General features: G+C 63.5%; 15 protein-coding genes, 1 pseudogene and 1 riboswitch. Of the genes and pseudogenes, 10 read left to right on the forward strand and 6 right to left on the reverse strand.

Annotated elements, in window-relative coordinates:
• Positions 1-8 precede the first annotated feature (8 nt).
• The 3 genes and pseudogenes from JWS10_RS15230 to JWS10_RS15240 all read left to right on the forward strand — a co-directional run bounded on the left by JWS10_RS15230 (position 9) and on the right by JWS10_RS15240 (position 4,013).
• Positions 9-332, forward strand: coding sequence for an efflux RND transporter permease subunit (locus tag JWS10_RS15230; RefSeq protein ID WP_299508721.1), 324 nt, complete (start codon positions 9-11; stop codon positions 330-332).
• Positions 329-3,076 (forward strand): annotated as a pseudogene (locus JWS10_RS15235) (CusA/CzcA family heavy metal efflux RND transporter). The gene JWS10_RS15230 and the pseudogene JWS10_RS15235 overlap by 4 nt, the downstream one beginning before the upstream one ends.
• Positions 3,077-3,401: 325 nt before the next feature.
• On the forward strand, positions 3,402-4,013 hold the full coding sequence (locus JWS10_RS15240) for a GntR family transcriptional regulator (RefSeq protein ID WP_299508722.1): 612 nt from the start codon (positions 3,402-3,404) through the stop codon (positions 4,011-4,013).
• Here the strand turns inward: JWS10_RS15240 and JWS10_RS15245 are convergent.
• Genes JWS10_RS15245 through bioB form a run of 6 tightly spaced genes read right to left on the reverse strand, consistent with a single transcriptional unit; the run spans position 4,010 to position 9,438 of the window.
• Positions 4,010-4,801, reverse strand: a complete 792-nt coding sequence (locus tag JWS10_RS15245; protein WP_299508723.1) for a methyltransferase domain-containing protein — start codon at positions 4,799-4,801, stop codon at positions 4,010-4,012. The two genes, JWS10_RS15240 and JWS10_RS15245, sit on opposite strands and share 4 nt — an antisense overlap.
• Positions 4,798-5,421, reverse strand: coding sequence for a pimeloyl-ACP methyl esterase BioG family protein (locus JWS10_RS15250; RefSeq protein WP_299508724.1), 624 nt, complete (start codon positions 5,419-5,421; stop codon positions 4,798-4,800). Before JWS10_RS15250 ends, JWS10_RS15245 begins: the two co-directional genes overlap by 4 nt.
• A 6-nt stretch (positions 5,422-5,427) precedes the next feature.
• Positions 5,428-6,711: an adenosylmethionine--8-amino-7-oxononanoate transaminase gene (bioA, locus tag JWS10_RS15255; RefSeq protein WP_299508725.1), complete on the reverse strand. Its 1,284-nt coding sequence runs from the start codon at positions 6,709-6,711 to the stop codon at positions 5,428-5,430.
• Positions 6,708-7,337, reverse strand: a complete 630-nt coding sequence (bioD, locus tag JWS10_RS15260) for a dethiobiotin synthase (protein WP_299508726.1) — start codon at positions 7,335-7,337, stop codon at positions 6,708-6,710. Before bioD ends, bioA begins: the two co-directional genes overlap by 4 nt.
• The gene (locus JWS10_RS15265) at positions 7,334-8,458 is read right to left on the reverse strand and encodes an 8-amino-7-oxononanoate synthase (protein WP_299508727.1); all 1,125 of its coding nucleotides are present in this window, start codon (positions 8,456-8,458) and stop codon (positions 7,334-7,336) included. The genes bioD and JWS10_RS15265 overlap by 4 nt, the downstream gene beginning before the upstream one ends.
• Entirely contained in the window at positions 8,455-9,438 is a 984-nt protein-coding gene (bioB, locus tag JWS10_RS15270) for a biotin synthase BioB (protein ID WP_366943548.1), read from the reverse strand. The genes JWS10_RS15265 and bioB overlap by 4 nt, the downstream gene beginning before the upstream one ends.
• A 145-nt stretch (positions 9,439-9,583) precedes the next feature.
• Positions 9,584-9,721: riboswitch (TPP riboswitch) on the forward strand.
• An 81-nt stretch (positions 9,722-9,802) separates the two neighbouring features.
• Between bioB and thiC the strand changes: the two genes are divergently transcribed.
• Genes thiC through JWS10_RS15305 form a run of 7 tightly spaced genes read left to right on the forward strand, consistent with a single transcriptional unit; the run spans position 9,803 to position 15,818 of the window.
• The gene (gene thiC / locus JWS10_RS15275) at positions 9,803-11,644 is read left to right on the forward strand and encodes a phosphomethylpyrimidine synthase ThiC (protein WP_299508729.1); all 1,842 of its coding nucleotides are present in this window, start codon (positions 9,803-9,805) and stop codon (positions 11,642-11,644) included.
• The gene (locus tag JWS10_RS15280; protein ID WP_299508730.1) at positions 11,641-12,603 is read left to right on the forward strand and encodes an FAD-dependent oxidoreductase; all 963 of its coding nucleotides are present in this window, start codon (positions 11,641-11,643) and stop codon (positions 12,601-12,603) included. Before thiC ends, JWS10_RS15280 begins: the two co-directional genes overlap by 4 nt.
• On the forward strand, positions 12,593-12,790 hold the full coding sequence (gene thiS, locus JWS10_RS15285) for a sulfur carrier protein ThiS (protein ID WP_299508731.1): 198 nt from the start codon (positions 12,593-12,595) through the stop codon (positions 12,788-12,790). Before JWS10_RS15280 ends, thiS begins: the two co-directional genes overlap by 11 nt.
• A 1-nt stretch (position 12,791) precedes the next feature.
• Positions 12,792-13,577 (forward strand): thiazole synthase, encoded by a 786-nt coding sequence (locus JWS10_RS15290; RefSeq protein ID WP_299508732.1) that lies wholly within the window; start codon positions 12,792-12,794, stop codon positions 13,575-13,577.
• Positions 13,574-14,176 (forward strand): thiamine phosphate synthase, encoded by a 603-nt coding sequence (locus JWS10_RS15295; protein WP_299508733.1) that lies wholly within the window; start codon positions 13,574-13,576, stop codon positions 14,174-14,176. The genes JWS10_RS15290 and JWS10_RS15295 overlap by 4 nt, the downstream gene beginning before the upstream one ends.
• The gene (locus JWS10_RS15300) at positions 14,173-15,123 is read left to right on the forward strand and encodes a HesA/MoeB/ThiF family protein (RefSeq protein WP_299508734.1); all 951 of its coding nucleotides are present in this window, start codon (positions 14,173-14,175) and stop codon (positions 15,121-15,123) included. The genes JWS10_RS15295 and JWS10_RS15300 overlap by 4 nt, the downstream gene beginning before the upstream one ends.
• Positions 15,120-15,818 carry a hydroxymethylpyrimidine/phosphomethylpyrimidine kinase gene (locus JWS10_RS15305; protein ID WP_299508735.1) on the forward strand — a complete coding sequence of 233 codons (699 nt, stop codon included), beginning with the start codon at positions 15,120-15,122 and terminating at the stop codon, positions 15,816-15,818. Before JWS10_RS15300 ends, JWS10_RS15305 begins: the two co-directional genes overlap by 4 nt.
• The last annotated feature ends 74 nt before the right edge of the window (positions 15,819-15,892 follow it).

Below are 15,892 nucleotides of genomic sequence, written 5' to 3' on the forward strand. Positions count from 1 at the left end.
GTGCTGCGATGATCGCCAAACTGATCGGCTGGTCGGCTCACAATCTGGTGCTGATCCTGTTTGCTGCCGCTGTTGCCGTGGCAGGCGGCATCTATGCCATTCGCACCTTACCACTGGATGCCATCCCGGACCTTTCGGATGTGCAGGTGATCGTGCTGACAGATTACCCCGGTCAGGCGCCGCAAGTAGTCGAGGATCAGGTGACCTATCCGCTGACCACGGCCATGCTGACGGTGCCCAAGTCCAAGGTGGTGCGCGGCTTTTCGTTCTTTGGCTTTTTGAGGATGGCGTCGATCCCTATTGGGCACGGAGCCGCGTTCTGGAATACCTGAATGCCGCCGCCAGCCGCTTGCCTGATGGCGTGACGCCCGCGCTTGGCCCGGATGCCACCGGGGTCGGCTGGGTCTATCAATACGCGCTGGTTGGCAAGGAATTGTCGTTGGCCGAACTGCGGTCGTTGCAGGATTGGGTGGTGCGCTTTGGGGTCTCAAAGGCCGATGGCGTGTCCGAGGTTGCCAGTGTTGGCGGGTTTGTGAAGCAGTATTCCATCGTCGTCGATCCGCCCCGGATGCGGGCGCAAGGCGTGACGCTGGCCGATATTGGCCAAGCGGTGCGCGACAGCAACATGGACACTGGCGGACGCACGGTTGAAATATCCGAGTTTGAATTCATGGTGCGCGGGCGCGGCTATCTGAAGGGCACCGCTGACATTGAAGCCATCACGCTGATGACCAAATCCGACGTGCCTTTGCGGCTGTCGGACGTGGCGCAGGTGGAAATCGTGCCGGATGAACGGCGCGGTATCACCGAATTGAACGGCGACGGCGAAGTTGCCAGCGGCATCGTGCTGCAACGGGTCGGCTCCAACGCGCTGACGGTGATCGACAATGCCAAGGAAGCGCTGGCCGATGTGCAGAAATCGCTGCCCGAGGGCACGGAAATCGTGCCGGTCTATGATCGGTCAACCCTGATCAATTCGGCTATTGAGACGCTGAAAGGCACGTTGTTCGAGGAAAGTTTGGTTGTGGCTGCCGTCACGATCATTTTCCTGCTGCATCTGCGCAGCGCCTTGGTGGCCATCATCATGCTGCCGGTTGCCATCCTGATGGCGTTTTCGGCGATGAAATTCCTTGGCCTTGGCTCCAACATAATGAGCCTTGGCGGCATCGCCATTGCGATCGGTGCGATGATCGACGCGGCGATTGTGATGATCGAGAACGCGCATAAACATCTGGAACGCGCCGAACCCGGCAAACCAAGGCTGGAGATCCTGATCGACGCTGCGGCAGAGGTCGGTCCGGCGCTGTTCTTCAGCCTGTTGATCATCACCGTGTCGTTCCTGCCGATCTTCACGCTGGAAAACCAGGAGGGCCGCTTGTTCGGGCCCTTGGCCTTTACCAAGACCTTTTCGATGGCGGCGGCGGCGATCCTGTCGGTGACGCTGGTGCCTGCTCTGATGGTGATATTCGTGCGCGGCCATATCGTGCCGGAACACAAAAACCCGGTGAACCGACTGCTCATCGCCTTCTATCGTCCGATCATCCGCGCCGTTCTGAAGGCGCTGGGTCTGACTATCATCGTGGCCCTGGCGGCTTTGGTGGCCACGATCTGGCCCGCGCGCCAGTTGGGCAGCGAATTTATGCCATCACTGGACGAAGGCACGCTGATGTATATGCCGACAACGCTGCCCGGCATTTCGGTCACTAAGGCGGCGAAACTTATGCAGATGCAGGACCGCATCATCATAAGCTTTCCCTAAGTGGAATCGGTGTTCGGCAAATCTGGCCGGGCGCAGACGGCCACTGACCCGGCCCCCACAGAAATGTTTGAAACCATCATCAACCTGAAACCGAAATCGGATTGGCGGGCGGGGGTCACTTCGGAAAGCCTGAAGGATGAAATGGACGCCGCCTTGCAGTTTCCCGGTGTGTCGAACGCCTGGACCATGCCGATCCGGGCACGCACTGATATGCTGTCCACCGGCATCCGCACCCCGGTTGGCATCAAGATTTACGGCACCGATTTGGCGAAAATGGAGGGCGTTGCGCGTGAAATCGAGGCCGTGGTACGCCGCGTGCCGGGCACCTCCAGCGCCTATGCGGAACGGGTGATCGGCGGCTATTTCCTGGACATCACGCCCGACCGCGCCGCCTTGGGCCGCTATGGCCTATCGGTCGCGGCGGTGCAGGAGGTGATTGCGATGGCCTTGGGGTCCGAGGTGATCACGCAGACAGTTGAGGGCCGCGAACGTTACGGCGTCGCCGTACGCTACCCGCGGGATCAGCGATCCGACCCGCAGTCGATTGCCCGCGACGTGCAAGTGGCCTTGCCGGGCGGTGGGTCAGTGCCTCTGGGGGCCGTCGCAACGGTGGAATTGACCCGGGGGGCCACCACCGTTCGCACCGAAAACGGTCAGTTGGCGGTCTATACCTTTGTCGATATCGCGGGCCGCGATCTGGGCGGTTACGTTGCCGATGCCAAGGCGGCGGTTGACGCGCAGGTGGCATTGCCAACCGGCTATTCGGTGGCCTGGAGCGGGCAGTTCGAATATCTCGAACGGGCAACCGCGCGGCTGAAGATCGTGGTGCCGGTGACGCTGGCGCTGATCTTCCTAATGCTGTTTCTCAACTTCCGCAGGCTGACGGAAACCCTGATCGTGATGCTGTCGCTGCCCTTCGCGCTGGTGGGCGGCATCTGGTTGATGTGGTTTCTTGGCTTCAACACCTCGGTTGCCGTGGCGGTGGGGTTCATCGCCTAGGCAGGGGTGGCCGCAGAAACTGGGGTAATCATGCTGATCTATTTAGACCATGCCCTGCTGGAGGCGCGCGCCAAGGCCACTGAGGAAACACGCCCATTCACCCGCGTCGATCTAAATGCCGCAATCATGGTCGGCGCGGTCGAACGTGTGCGTCCCAAAATGATGACCGTGGTGGCGATCATGGGCGGGTTGATGCCGATCCTGTGGGCGCATGGCACGGGGTCCGAGGTGATGCAACGCATCGCGGTGCCGATGATTGGGGGCATGGTCAGCTCGACGGTATTGACGCTGGTGGTGATCCCGGCGGTTTATTCGTAGGTGAAAGGCTGGGGGCTGTCGTGCGGACAGCCCGCCATCCGTTTTCCCGTGACGCAGGAACTTCACGGCTAACGGTCTTGCAGCAAGCTGCCAAAACTGGCGCAATTGCGCCGGGAACAGCGGGTCGCTTAGGCTGGGGCGCGAATGGCTTTCGCCCCGCAAATCGAGCCTGCTAGAGGTGAGTGAAGGGTGGGCCCGGGACTCACTGGTTCACTTCATCGCCACCCCCCCCCCTTTTCAGCGGGATGGCATGGCTTTAGAATCCGCTGAACTATCGACCAAGAATAGACACGCCGAAATGATTTTGCCGGGAAATTCATCTATTATGACTAGCCAGACCAAACTTACCATCGCTGATGTCATTTCCCAAAACCTGACGGAGCAGATCATTCAAGGTACGTTGCTGCCGGATGAAAAGCTGCGGCAGGACCACATCGCCCGGACGTTCGAAGTCAGCCACGTCCCTGTGCGCGAGGCGCTGTTGCGGCTACAAGCGCGCGGGTTGGTGGTCAATGTGCCGCGCAGGGGGGTGCGGGTGGCACCGCTTGCGGCCTCGGACATGCGCGAAATCCTGGAAATGCGGCTGGCGCTGGAACAGGTAGCGTTGCGCCATTCGGTGCCAAACCTGACGTCGGAACAGGTGCAGACAGCCGAGGCCGCGCTCTTAGCCTGTGACGCGGCGGACGACATTCTGACTTGGGAGTATGAGAACCGCCGTTTTCATCATGCGATCCTTGCTGGTTGCGCCATGCCCCGGATGCTGGCCGAAATTGATGACCTGCAGGCACTGGCCGCGCGGCATTTGCTCGCCAGCTGGCGCAAAAGCTGGGTGATGCGGGTGGATCGGGATCACCGCGCCATCATGGTGGCGATTGCGCGCAAGGATATCGCCTTGGCGGTTTCGCTGTTGCAACGGCACTTGGCGCGGTTTGCCTAACCAGTTTTGCAGGCAATCAGGAACACGGGCTGATAGCTAAGGGTCAGCGGGGCACCCTGCGGCAAACCCGCCCGCAGGCGCAGATCGAAACTGGCCAGGCTGGCGCGGGCCCAGTGGTTGCGCGCACTGACATTGACCCCAGTGAGCCGCAGGTGGCGCAGCAAATTAAGCGTATCGGTGAATTGCAGTATTATGGTTTTGCTGTATAGCGCCCCGATGTGCAGACCGGCGGGCAGGATGTGCCGCCAGTCGTGCGGGTCAAGATAAGACGGCGCTGTGGCCATGCCGCCCAAGGCTTGCAGTTCGGAGAAATGGGCGCGGCCAAACCCGCTAAGCGCAAGCCAGCCACTGGGGGCCAGATGTTGGGTCAGGCGGCCGATTAGGTCTGCGGGCTGTTGAACCCACTGCACGGTAGATGCCGAAACGATCAGATCAAGTGCAGGTGGCAGGGCCAGCGTTTCGATCGGCCCGACCTGAAAGGTGACGCTAGGGGAATGTTGTTTCAGGATCGGGTGCAAGGCGGCGGCACAATCCGGCACCAGATCATTCAGCGTCAGGTGATCAAGGGTGAAATGCTGCAAAAGTTGGGTGGTCAGGTGCCCGGTGCCGCAGCCAAACTCCAGCACTTGGCCAAACCGTGCCGGCGCGCCCGCTGTCCGCAGCGCCTGTACCAGCGTGGCGGCAATCTGCGCCTGCGCCACGGCGGCCTGGTGATAGCTGGGCAGACCGCGCCGAAAACTTTGGCGCACGCGGTTTTGGACACTGGCTGGCAGCAGGATTTGCGTCATTGCCAAACCTGCGCCCAGTCTGACCACGCCGTAAACGGCACATGCGGGGCGTCGAAGCGGCGGATGGCTTGCGGTTGACCCGCCCAAGCCAGTTCAAGATTCTGGGGTGGGAAAATCCGGTCGCGGGCGGAAATCCAAGTGCGGTCCCATGCGCAATCTGGCGCGGCCCCCCGTAGTTGCACCGCCAACAGTTCGGCGTGGTTCGGGGCGGGGTCAAACGCCCGCCACGGCTGGGGGGCATCGTAACTGTGGCTTAGGAAATCCTGAAAGCTGGCCTCGGTCAGGGTGGCTTCGGTGTGGCGAAACACGCGGGGCGGGATGCCGGTTTTGGCATGCACCGGGGTCAGGCTGCCATTTATGGCGGTGCGGCTGTCAAACGCCTGATCCCGCCCAACTTGCCAATGGCCAAACGCTGCCACCCCAAAGGACCACGCCACCAACCTGCGCGTGGCATAGCCGCGCAGGTCTGGCAGATTGGTGTCCACGTCACGGTAGTCGCTTAAAAACAAGATGTCTCGCCCACCAGCCAAATGCGCAAAACACGCAGACCCGATAGCCCAGCCGCCAAAGACCACGATCACCTCGGTATTGCCTGTACGGTGCAGCCATTCGACCTGCATATGCCCTCACACCACGCGGGCCAGCCGCAGCATCGCGGCGGTGATTTGCGACAGCTCGGCGGCGGAGGTTACAAAGGGTGGCATCGTATAGATGTTGCGGCCAAACGGGCGCAGGTAAACGCCGGTGTCGCGGGCATAGCCATGGGCAGTGTCGGCGCTGACATTGTGATCCATTTCAATGACGCCAATAGCACCTAGCACCCGCACATCGGCCACACCGGGCAGGGCGCGGGCGGGGCAAAGATCGTCCGTCAGCTGCGCTTGAATGGCAGCAACCTGCGCCTTCCAAGCGCCGGTGGCCAGCAGATCGAGGCTAGCTCGCGCCACGGAACAGGCCAAAGGGTTGGCCATGAACGTCGGCCCGTGCATGAAGGCGCCGGGGGTGGCGTGGCCGATTGCATCGGCGACGGCTTGGGTTGCGATGGTGGCGGCGAAGGACATCGTGCCACCGGTCAGCGCCTTGCCAAGGCAGATGATATCGGGCGTCACGGTGCAAAGTTCGGTGGCGAACATGTGCCCGGTGCGGCCAAAGCCGGTGGCAATCTCGTCGAAGATCAGCAAGATGTCATGATCGTCGCACAGCGCGCGGGCTTGGTTAAGGTATTCGGGGTGGTAGAAATACATCCCCCCCGCGCCTTGCACCACGGGTTCCAAGATCAGCGCTGCGATTTGGGCTTGGTTGTCTGCCAGTACCTCGCGCAGCGCGACCAGCCCGTTCAGCGCGGTGTCATCGCTCCAGACATCGCCAAAGCGCAAGGGCGGGCGGTCAGCGAAATGCTGCACCGATACTGCACCCCGGAACAGATGATGCATGCCGGTGTCAGGGTCACACACGCTCATCGCTTTCCAAGTGTCACCGTGATAGCCTGATCGGATGGTGGCAAACTGAGTGCGGTCTGGGAGACCCATGGCGTTTTGGTATTGCACGGCCATTTTCAGCGCCACCTCCACCGCAACCGACCCTGAATCGGCGTAAAAGATGCGGTCAAGCCCGGTAGGCAGCATGGTGATCAGGCGTTTGCCCAAATCTATCGCAGGGGCGTGGGTCAGCCCGCCGAACATCACATGCGGCAGGCGGTCCAACTGGTCATGGGCGGCCTGTATCAGCGCGGGGTGGCGGTGACCGTGGATCACCGACCACCATGATGACATGGCGTCAATCATCCGGGTGCCATCGTCCAGCGTCAGCCAGACACCTTCCGCCGATGCGACGATATGGGTGGGGCCGGGCCGCGTGATATTGGAATAGGGGTGCCACAGATGGGCGCGGTCAAAGTCGTGCGGGGTCAAAGCGCAATACCTTTGCGAATGGAGGCCGTGTCAACATGCGTGGCAAAGGCCTCAGCAAGGGTCGCGGGCGTCAGGCTGGGCAAATGCGGTAGGCAGCCCAGATGCGCCACCGTGCCAAAGTCGCAGATTGTGCGCTCCACAGCAGGGTTGGTCGGGCCGATGAAGGCGATGCCCAGCATAGTGCAGCCCGCCTGCCGCAGAGCCGCCAGTGACAAAAGGCTGTGGTTGATGGTGCCAAGGGCTGTGCGGGCGCACAGGATGACCGGGGCCTGCCAGCCCGCAATAACGTCCAGAAACAGGGTCCGGCGGTTCAACGGCACCATCAGGCCGCCAGCCGCCTCGATCACCAAAGTGCCGGTGGTTTGGGGTGGGATTAGGTGGGTCGGGTCGATTTCAATGCCCTCGGCCTCGGCGGCCAGATGGGGCGAGGCGGGCAGGATCAGGCGGTATGCCTCGGGCAGGGTGGGGCTGCCGGACAGGCGGGCGACGGTTCGACTGTCCGTCTCGCCGCTTAACCCGGCTTGCACGGGCTTCCAGTATTGCGCCTGCAACGCGTGGGTCAGGCCCGCCGCGAACACGGTTTTTCCGATGTCCGTATCGGTGCCGGTGATGATCACAGCGGTCATGCGGCGACCTGTCCCAGGTAGGCAAACAGCGCGGTGATCACAGCGGCCGAGGTGTTCTGCGTGATCGAGATGCGCAACCTTGCGGTGCCGCGCGGCACGGTAGGCGGGCGGATGCCACGCACATCATAACCACGCGCTTGAAGTGCGGCCGCCACCTGCATCACCCGCTGATCGGTTCCCAACAAAATGGGCAGGATCTGCGACTGATGGCCTACAAAGCCCTGCATGGCGGCTTGGGCGTTAGCATGACCTACAAGTGCCAAGGCATCATGGCGCAGCTTGGGGTTGGCCTGCACATGCTGCAAGGCTGCGGCCACAAGGGCGGCGTTCAGGGGCGAGGGTGCCGTGGCATAGATGAACCCGCGTGCCTTGGTGATCAGCGTGTCGATCAGCACCGCAGCGCCGCAAATCAGCGCGCCGGATACCCCCAACGCCTTGCCGCAGGTGTGCAGCGTCAGCAGGTTGGGGCCGTGGTCCAAGCCTTGCGTCAGCCCGCCCCCGTTTGCACCGTAAAGCCCGGTGGCATGCGCCTCATCGACCACAAGCACGGCGTCTTCGGCGACGGCAAGCGCCGCGAAATCGGCCAAGGGCGCAAAATCGCCGCCCATGGAATACAGACTTTCAATGGCCAGCCAGACCCGACCCTTGCCGCCACGGCCGCGCCAGACCATGACCTGCGCCTGCGCGTCCGCAGGGTCGTTATGGGCAAACGCCAGTGTTTCGGTCCGGCCAAGACGCATCCCGTCATGGGCCGAAGCGTGGATTAACGCGTCGTATAGCACCAGATCCTCTGGCATAGGCAGGCAGGCGAAAATCGCTTGGTTTGCGGTAAAACCACCGCCCATGAACAAGGCGCGTTCGGTGCCGAAATGCTGGGCGGCCATGGCTTCTAAAGCCATGTGTTCGGCATCATTGCCCCGCAACAGCCGCGATCCTCCGGCCCCTACATCCACTCCCCGGTCCAGTGCCGCATGGGCGGCTGCGCGCAACACGTCAGACCCCGCCAGCCCCAGATAATCATTCGAGGCGAAATCATGCCCCACACGCGGCGCAAGTCTGCGCAACCGGCCCCGCGCCGCCAACGCGTCAAGCGCCGTTGCGTGGCGGGCAAAGCCGGTCATTCCGCAGCGACTGCCTTTGCCTCGTCCATCGCCACAAGGCCCAGTTTTGCAAACAGGGCGTCATCCTTGTCCTCGCAGGGGTTATCGGCTGTCAGCAACGTGTCACCGACAAAGATCGAATTTGCCCCGGCAAAGACGCACATTGCCTGCATCTCATCGCTCATCGCGGTGCGGCCCGCAGACAGGCGCACATGGCTTTGCGGCATCAAAATACGGGCAAGAGCGATGGTGCGGACAAATTCGATCGGATCCAGTGGTGGCGTACCCGCCAATGGGGTATCGGGCATCGGGATCAGCATGTTGACCGGCACGCTTTCGGGGTGGGCGGGCAGATTGGCAAGCGTCAGCAGCATGTCGATGCGGTCCATCCGCGTCTCGCCCATGCCGACAATGCCGCCCGCGCAGACCTTGATCCCAGCGTCGCGAACCCGCGCCAAAGTTTCAAGCCGGTCCGCAAAGGTGCGGGTGGTGATCACTTCGGAATAGTAGCGTTCTGACGTGTCGATGTTGTGGTTGTAGTAATCCAGCCCCGCATCGCGCAGCCGCAACACTTGGGTATCGTCCAGCATGCCCAGCGTCATGCAGGTTTCCATACCCATCGCCTTGACCCCGCCAATCATAGCAGCCAGCGCTGTCATATCGCGGTCTTTGGGCGACCGCCACGCGGCGCCCATGCAATAGCGAGTCGCGCCGCCAGCTTTGGCTTTGCGCGCCTCGGCCAGCACACGTTCCACTTCCATCAGCTTGGAGGCCGATAATTGCGAGCCGTTCACCGCCGATTGCGAGCAATAAGTGCAATCTTCGGCGCAACCGCCAGTCTTGATGGACAGCAATTTGCTGAGCTGCAGCTGATTGGGGTCAAAATGGGCGCGGTGCACGGTTTGCGCCTGAAACAACAGGTCCATCAGAGGTGCGGCATAGATCGCCTCGGCCTCTGCGCGAGTCCAGTCGTGGCGGAGTGAGAGGGGTTGCGGCATCATGTCCTCACTTTATAGATAATTTATCCGGCCTTCCCGAGGGATCGGATAAATTATTGATTATTACGAAAGCCACCCTTTGACAAGCGGTCCAGATCACGTGCCGCACCGATTAGCTTGACGCGCTGCGTCCCAGCCCCTACACCAACCGAACTGTCAGGGGAGTCCCGCCCAAGGGACTGAGAGGCTGAATGTGGGGTGGATTGCAAAATCTAGCCTCCGGTGAAGCGACCCTTTGAACCTGACCCAGTTGATACTGGCGTAGGAAGCACAAGAGGTCGCTCTTTCCGTGTTTCGGGCGGGGTGCCGACGGGATAGTCCCGGCTTCTTTCCCTTTATGACGGGTCATCAACGCAAAGAGGCTTTGATGAACCAGATTGACCAGACCACCACACACACCATCCCGGTTGCGTCCGCGCTGCCTTCTGTGACCACCGGCCCTTTGCCTGCCTCGTCCAAGCGGCAGGTAGCGGGGGTGATCCATCCCGGCATCCGCGTGCCAATGCGCCAGATTGCCGTGCATCCTTCGGCGGGAGAGCCGCCAGTCACTGTCTATGACGCCTCCGGCCCCTATACCGACCCAGCAGTGCAAACGGATATTGCCCGAGGTCTCGCCCCGGTTCGCAGCGCATGGGTCGCAGCGCGGGGCGACTGCGAGGCCTATACGGCGCGCTGCGTCCAGCCCGCCGACAACGGCTTTGCAACCGGCACGCGGCTGGTGCCCGGCTTTCCGGTGCAGATCAACCCGCTGCGCGCCATGGGCGGCAAGGCGGTCACGCAACTGGCCTATGCCCGCGCGGGCATCATCACCGCCGAGATGGAATATGTGGCGATCCGAGAGAATTTGGGCCGCGCCGCCGCCCTGCCCAGCCCTCGCGATGGCGAGGATTTCGGTGCGTCGATCCCGGATTATGTGACTCCCGAATTCGTCCGTCAGCAAATCGCCGCCGGGCGGGCGATCATCCCGGCCAATATTAACCACCCCGAACTGGAACCGATGATCATCGGCCGCAATTTCGCGGTGAAGATCAACGCCAACATGGGCACCAGTGCGGTCACCTCATCGATGGCGGAGGAGGTCGACAAGATGGTCTGGTCGATCCGCTGGGGGGCCGATACCGTGATGGACCTGTCGACCGGGCGCAACATTCACAACACCCGCGAATGGATCCTGCGCAACGCCCCAGTGCCGATCGGCACGGTGCCCTTGTATCAGGCGCTGGAAAAGGTCGATGGCGTGGCCGAAAACCTGACCTGGGAGATTTACCGCGACACGCTGATTGAACAAGCCGAACAGGGGGTGGATTACTTCACCATTCATGCGGGTGTGCGGCTGCACTATATCCCGCTGACGGTGAACCGGGTGACGGGCATCGTTTCGCGCGGCGGGTCGATCATGGCGAAATGGTGCCTGCACCACCACCGCGAAAGCTTTCTCTACACCCATTTCGATGAAATTTGCGACATCATGCGCGCCTATGACGTGTCGTTCAGCCTAGGCGACGGGCTGCGCCCCGGCTCGATTGCCGATGCCAATGACGCGGCGCAGTTTGCCGAGTTGGAGACGCTGGGCGAGCTGACGAAAATCGCCTGGGCCAAGGATTGCCAGGTGATGATCGAAGGGCCGGGTCATGTTGCGATGCACAAGATCAAGGCCAATATGGACAAGCAACTGGCCACTTGTGGCGAGGCACCGTTCTATACGCTGGGGCCGCTGACCACCGATATCGCCCCCGGCTATGACCATATCACCAGCGCCATTGGCGCGGCGATGATCGGTTGGTTTGGCACTGCGATGCTGTGCTATGTGACCCCCAAGGAACATCTTGGCCTGCCCGACCGCGCCGATGTGAAGATGGGCGTGATCACCTACAAGATCGCCGCCCATGCCGCCGATCTGGCCAAGGGTCTGCCGGGGGCGCAGGCCCGCGATGATGCGCTGTCCCGCGCCCGGTTCGAATTCCGCTGGGAGGATCAGTTCAACCTGTCGCTCGATCCCGAAACCGCGCGCAGCATGCATGACGAGACGCTGCCGAAAGAGGCGCACAAGACCGCGCATTTCTGTTCGATGTGCGGGCCGAAGTTCTGCTCGATGCGGATCAGCCATGACATAAGGGCCGAGGCGCAGAAGGACGGCATGGCGGCGATGGCGGCCAAATTCCGCGAGAAAGGCGAGGTTTATCTGCCTGCCGCAGAGGTCGCGGAATGATCACCATTCTGGGGGCCGGGGTCGCGGGGCTGTGCGCCGCGACCGTGCTGGCCGAACGCGGTCTGTCTGTGCAGGTGGTGGACAGCGGCCCCGAGGGTGCGGGCGCAAGCTGGCTGGCGGGGGGGATGCTGGCCCCGTTTGTCGAGGGCGAAAGTGCTCCACCTGAGGTGGCGCGCCTTGGTGCAAGCGCCGCCGAATGGTGGGCGGCGCGGGTGCCCGGCATGATGCGGCGCGGCACGCTGGTCGTGGCCCCGTGCCGCGACCGGGCGGAACTTGACCGGTTCGCCATCCGCACCACGGGCCACGCGCGCATCGGTGCGGACCGGATTGCAGAGCTTGAGCCTGATCTGGCGGACCGCTTTGCCGCTGCACTTTACTATGAGGCCGAGGCGCATCTCGACCCGCGCGTGGCTCTGCGGGCGCTAGCGGATGGCTTGCGCCGTCGCGGGGTAACGATCCGCCATGACACGCAGTTTGCGGCCGATCATGCCGATATCGACTGCCGGGGCATCGCAGCGCGTGATCTCTTGCCGGGCCTGCGGGCAGTGCGGGGCGAAATGCTGCTGCTGCATTGTTCGGAGGTGGCGTTGTCGCGTCCGGTCCGCCTGCTGCATCCGCGCTTTCCAGTCTATGTCTTGCCGCGCGGCAACGGTCTTTACATGATCGGTGCCACCATGATCGAAACCTATGCGACCGGACCGGTCACCCTGCGCAGCGCCAGCGAATTGATGTCGGCGGCCTTCGCGCTGCATCCCGGCTTTGCCGAGGCGGCGATTGTCGAGATGGGCAGCGGCCTGCGCCCCGCCTTTGCCGATAATGTGCCGCGCCTGACACAGGCGGGCGGGCGCTGGCATCTGAACGGGCTCTATCGCCACGGCTTTCTGACCGCCCCGGCGCTGGCTGAACAACTGGCTGACCAACTCGCACTTGCACCACAGGAGGCCGCCCTTGCGGATTGATCTGAACGGCATCCCGACCGAGGTTGCCGCCGCAAATCTGGGCGATGCGCTGATGGCCCTTGGCTACGGCAGCACCGCCCTTGCCACGGCATTGAATGGCGTTTTCATATCCGCCGCCGCCCGCGCCACAACCCTGCTGCATGACGGTGACCGGGTCGAGGTTCTGGCCCCGATGCAGGGAGGCTGAGATGCGGCTTTATGATGTTGACTTGTCATCACGCCTGCTGTTGGGAACGGCGCAATACCCCTCACCGCTGGTGCTGACCGAGGCGATTGCGGCCTCTGGCTGCGGTGTGATCACAGTATCTTTGCGCCGGGAAACCGCAAATGGCGGCGGTACAAACGGCTTTTGGCCGCTGTTGCAGGCCACCGACGCGCGCATTCTGCCCAACACCGCCGGATGCCATTCGGCGCGCGAGGCGATCACCACGGCGCAGATGGCGCGTGAGGTCTTCGGCACCAACTGGATCAAACTGGAGGTGATCGGCAATGCCGACACCCTGCAACCTGACCCCTTTGCGCTGGTCGAGGCGGCGCGGGTGCTGTGCGCCGATGGCTTTGCGGTGTTCCCTTATACCACCGAAGACCTGATCGTGGCCGAGCGCCTGCTGGATGCGGGCTGCCGGGTGCTGATGCCTTGGGGGGCACCGATTGGGTCGGGCCGGGGGTTGCGCCATGTCGACGCGCTGGCCTCGATGCGGGGGCATTTCCCCGGCGTCCCACTGATTGTCGATGCCGGGATCGGTGCGCCCAGTCAGGCAGCACAGGCGATGGAAATGGGGTTTGATGCGGTTCTGCTGAACACCGCCGTTGCCAAGGCGGGTGACCCGGTGGCCATGGCGCGCGCCTTCGGTCAGGCAGTTGCGGCGGGGCGGGCGGCGTTTGAGGCGGGGCTGATGCCACCGCGTGATATGGCGGTGCCATCGACCCCGGTTCTGGGCATGGCTAATCTGGGGCTGGGGGGGCTGCGATGATCCTGCCCCGCTTTTACCCGGTGCTGCCCGATGCCGCGATGATCGCGCGGCTGCTGCCTGTGGGCGTGCGGCTGGTGCAGTTGCGGTTCAAGGGCGATCTGGCCGAGGTTCCCGCGCAGATTGCGACGGCGCTGGCCATCTGTGCCCGCCACGGCGCGCAACTGGTCGTCAATGATCACTGGCAGGCGGCGCTGGACCACGGGGCGGATTTCATCCATCTGGGGCAAGAGGATCTGAATAGTGCCGACACCGCCGCCATCGCCCGCGCCGGGATGCGGCTGGGGGTATCAACCCATGACCGGGCGGAACTGGATCGGGCCCTTGCCTTGAACCCCGCCTATATTGCGCTGGGTCCGATCTGGCCGACGCTGCTGAAGCAGATGCCATGGCGGCCGCAGGGATCGGAGAAGCTGGCGCGCTGGAAATCGCGGATCGGGGATATTCCGCTGGTGGCCATCGGTGGCCTGACCCTGCCGCGTTTGTCCGGAGTGTTTGCCGCCGGGGCCGATGTGGCGGCGGTGGTTACCGATCTGGTGACGGCTGCGGACCCCGAGGCGCAGACCCGCCTGTGGGTTCAGGCCACCGGTGGCATCGCATGAGCCGTTATGCGCGCCAGATGCAGGTGCCGGGTGTCGGGGCCATCGGGCAGGCGCGGCTGGCGGCGGCGCATTTGCTGATCGTCGGAGCGGGGGGGTTGGGCTGCACGGTGATCCCGGCGCTTGCAGCGGCGGGGGTCGGGTGGCTGACGATCATCGACCCCGATATAGTCGAGGTGACCAACCTGCACCGCCAGACGCTTTATACCGCCGACGACATCGGCCAGCCCAAGGCCGTGGCTGCGGCGGCCCGCGCGCGCGGACTGAACCCCAACGGTCAGGCCACCGCGATTGTTGACCGGCTCGATCCGGCCAATGCCCCCGGTCTGATTGCCGCCGCCGATCTGGTCGTGGACGCCGCCGACAGCTTTGCCGTGACCTACACCCTGTCCGATTTGTGCCTTGCGGCGGACAAGCCATTGATTTCGGCCTCGGTCATCGGGCGGGCGGGCTATGCGGGCGGGTTCTGTGGAACGGCCCCCGGCTATCGCGCCGTGTTCCCCGATTTGCCCGCGCAGGCCGCCAGTTGTGCCAGTGCCGGGGTGATGGGGCCAGCCGTGGCGGTGCTTGGGGCGTTGCAGGCGCAGATGGCGCTTTCGGTGCTGATCGGGCTGGAGCCGTCGCCTTTGGGCCGGATCGTCACGCTGGACATGGCAAGTTGGCGTTTTGGCGGGTTTGGATTTGATGGGGCCGCCGAGGCACCCGGTTTCGGCTTTGTTGCCGCCACACAGATCGGCAGCGAAGATACAGTGATCGACCTGCGCCCGGATGGCACGGTGCGCAACCTGCCCGGCGCGCAAGTGGTGGCACCGGGCGATCTGGCCGATTGGCCGATCCCAATGGGCCGGGTCGTGCTGTGCTGCTCTACCGGCCTGCGGGCGTGGCGCGGCGCGCAGGTTCTGGGGGGGCGCGGGGCCACGGCTTTGGCCTTGCTGGCGGACGGGCAATGAGCGTGCTGATCATCGCGGGCCTGGACAGTTCCACCGGGGCTGGCCTTGCGCGCGATCTGGCGGTGATGGCCGATCATGGCATCACGGCGCGGGTGGCGGCCACGGCGGTGACAGCACAGGATGCGACGGGCGGCTGCATCATTCATCCGGTGCCCGCGGCGATGGTGGCCGCCCAGATCCGCGCCGCAGGTCCAGTGCGCGCGGCCAATCTGGGGATGCTGACCAACGCCAGCATCGTCGAGGCCATTGCAGCGGCCCTGCCCAACGTGCCCTTCGTGCTGGACCCGGTTCTGGCCACCAGCGCCGGGGTGCCGCTGATGGATGCCGCCGGACGTGCCGCGATGATCACCCGCCTGATCCCCCGTGCGGCCCTGATCACCCCGAACCTGCCCGAGGCGGTTATTCTGACCGGCCTTGCGCCCGATACCGGACTGGACAGCATCGCAGCCGCCTTTTTCGCCTTGGGCGCGAAAGCGGTGCTGCTGAAGGGCGGTCATGCCAGCGGGCCGGAGGCAGTCGATTGGCTGCTGCGCCCCGACGGCGACCCCCTGCGGCTCGCCGCATTGCGCAAACCCGGCACCCGGCGCGGCACGGGCTGCACGCTGGCCAGCGCCATCGCCGCCCGCCTGGCGCGGGGGGACGATCTGGCCACGGCCTGCGCAGAGGCAAAACACTATCTGAATGGCTGGTGGTGATCCGAAACCCGACGCGCCGCTTTCGGCTTCACATTCTGCCATCTGCGCAGTATAGGCCTGCATTCAGAATACCG

This window comes from Cypionkella sp. (assembly GCF_028290025.1).
Taxonomy (GTDB): domain Bacteria; phylum Pseudomonadota; class Alphaproteobacteria; order Rhodobacterales; family Rhodobacteraceae; genus Cypionkella.

Excerpts from the sequence above, each read along its gene's own strand:
- JWS10_RS15305 (WP_299508735.1), top strand. The coding sequence starts at position 15,120 with ATGAGCGTGCTGATCATCGCGGGCCTGGACAGTTCCACCGGGGCTGGC.
- JWS10_RS15280 (WP_299508730.1), top strand. The coding sequence starts at position 11,641 with ATGATCACCATTCTGGGGGCCGGGGTCGCGGGGCTGTGCGCCGCGACC.
- JWS10_RS15240 (WP_299508722.1), top strand. The coding sequence starts at position 3,402 with ATGACTAGCCAGACCAAACTTACCATCGCTGATGTCATTTCCCAAAAC.
- bioB (WP_366943548.1), bottom strand. The coding sequence starts at position 9,438 with ATGATGCCGCAACCCCTCTCACTCCGCCACGACTGGACTCGCGCAGAG.
- JWS10_RS15295 (WP_299508733.1), top strand. The coding sequence starts at position 13,574 with ATGATCCTGCCCCGCTTTTACCCGGTGCTGCCCGATGCCGCGATGATC.
- JWS10_RS15250 (WP_299508724.1), bottom strand. The coding sequence starts at position 5,421 with ATGCAGGTCGAATGGCTGCACCGTACAGGCAATACCGAGGTGATCGTG.
- JWS10_RS15230 (WP_299508721.1), top strand. The coding sequence starts at position 9 with ATGATCGCCAAACTGATCGGCTGGTCGGCTCACAATCTGGTGCTGATC.
- bioD (WP_299508726.1), bottom strand. The coding sequence starts at position 7,337 with ATGACCGCTGTGATCATCACCGGCACCGATACGGACATCGGAAAAACC.
- JWS10_RS15265 (WP_299508727.1), bottom strand. The coding sequence starts at position 8,458 with ATGACCGGCTTTGCCCGCCACGCAACGGCGCTTGACGCGTTGGCGGCG.
- thiC (WP_299508729.1), top strand. The coding sequence starts at position 9,803 with ATGAACCAGATTGACCAGACCACCACACACACCATCCCGGTTGCGTCC.
- JWS10_RS15290 (WP_299508732.1), top strand. The coding sequence starts at position 12,792 with ATGCGGCTTTATGATGTTGACTTGTCATCACGCCTGCTGTTGGGAACG.
- JWS10_RS15245 (WP_299508723.1), bottom strand. The coding sequence starts at position 4,801 with ATGACGCAAATCCTGCTGCCAGCCAGTGTCCAAAACCGCGTGCGCCAA.
- JWS10_RS15300 (WP_299508734.1), top strand. The coding sequence starts at position 14,173 with ATGAGCCGTTATGCGCGCCAGATGCAGGTGCCGGGTGTCGGGGCCATC.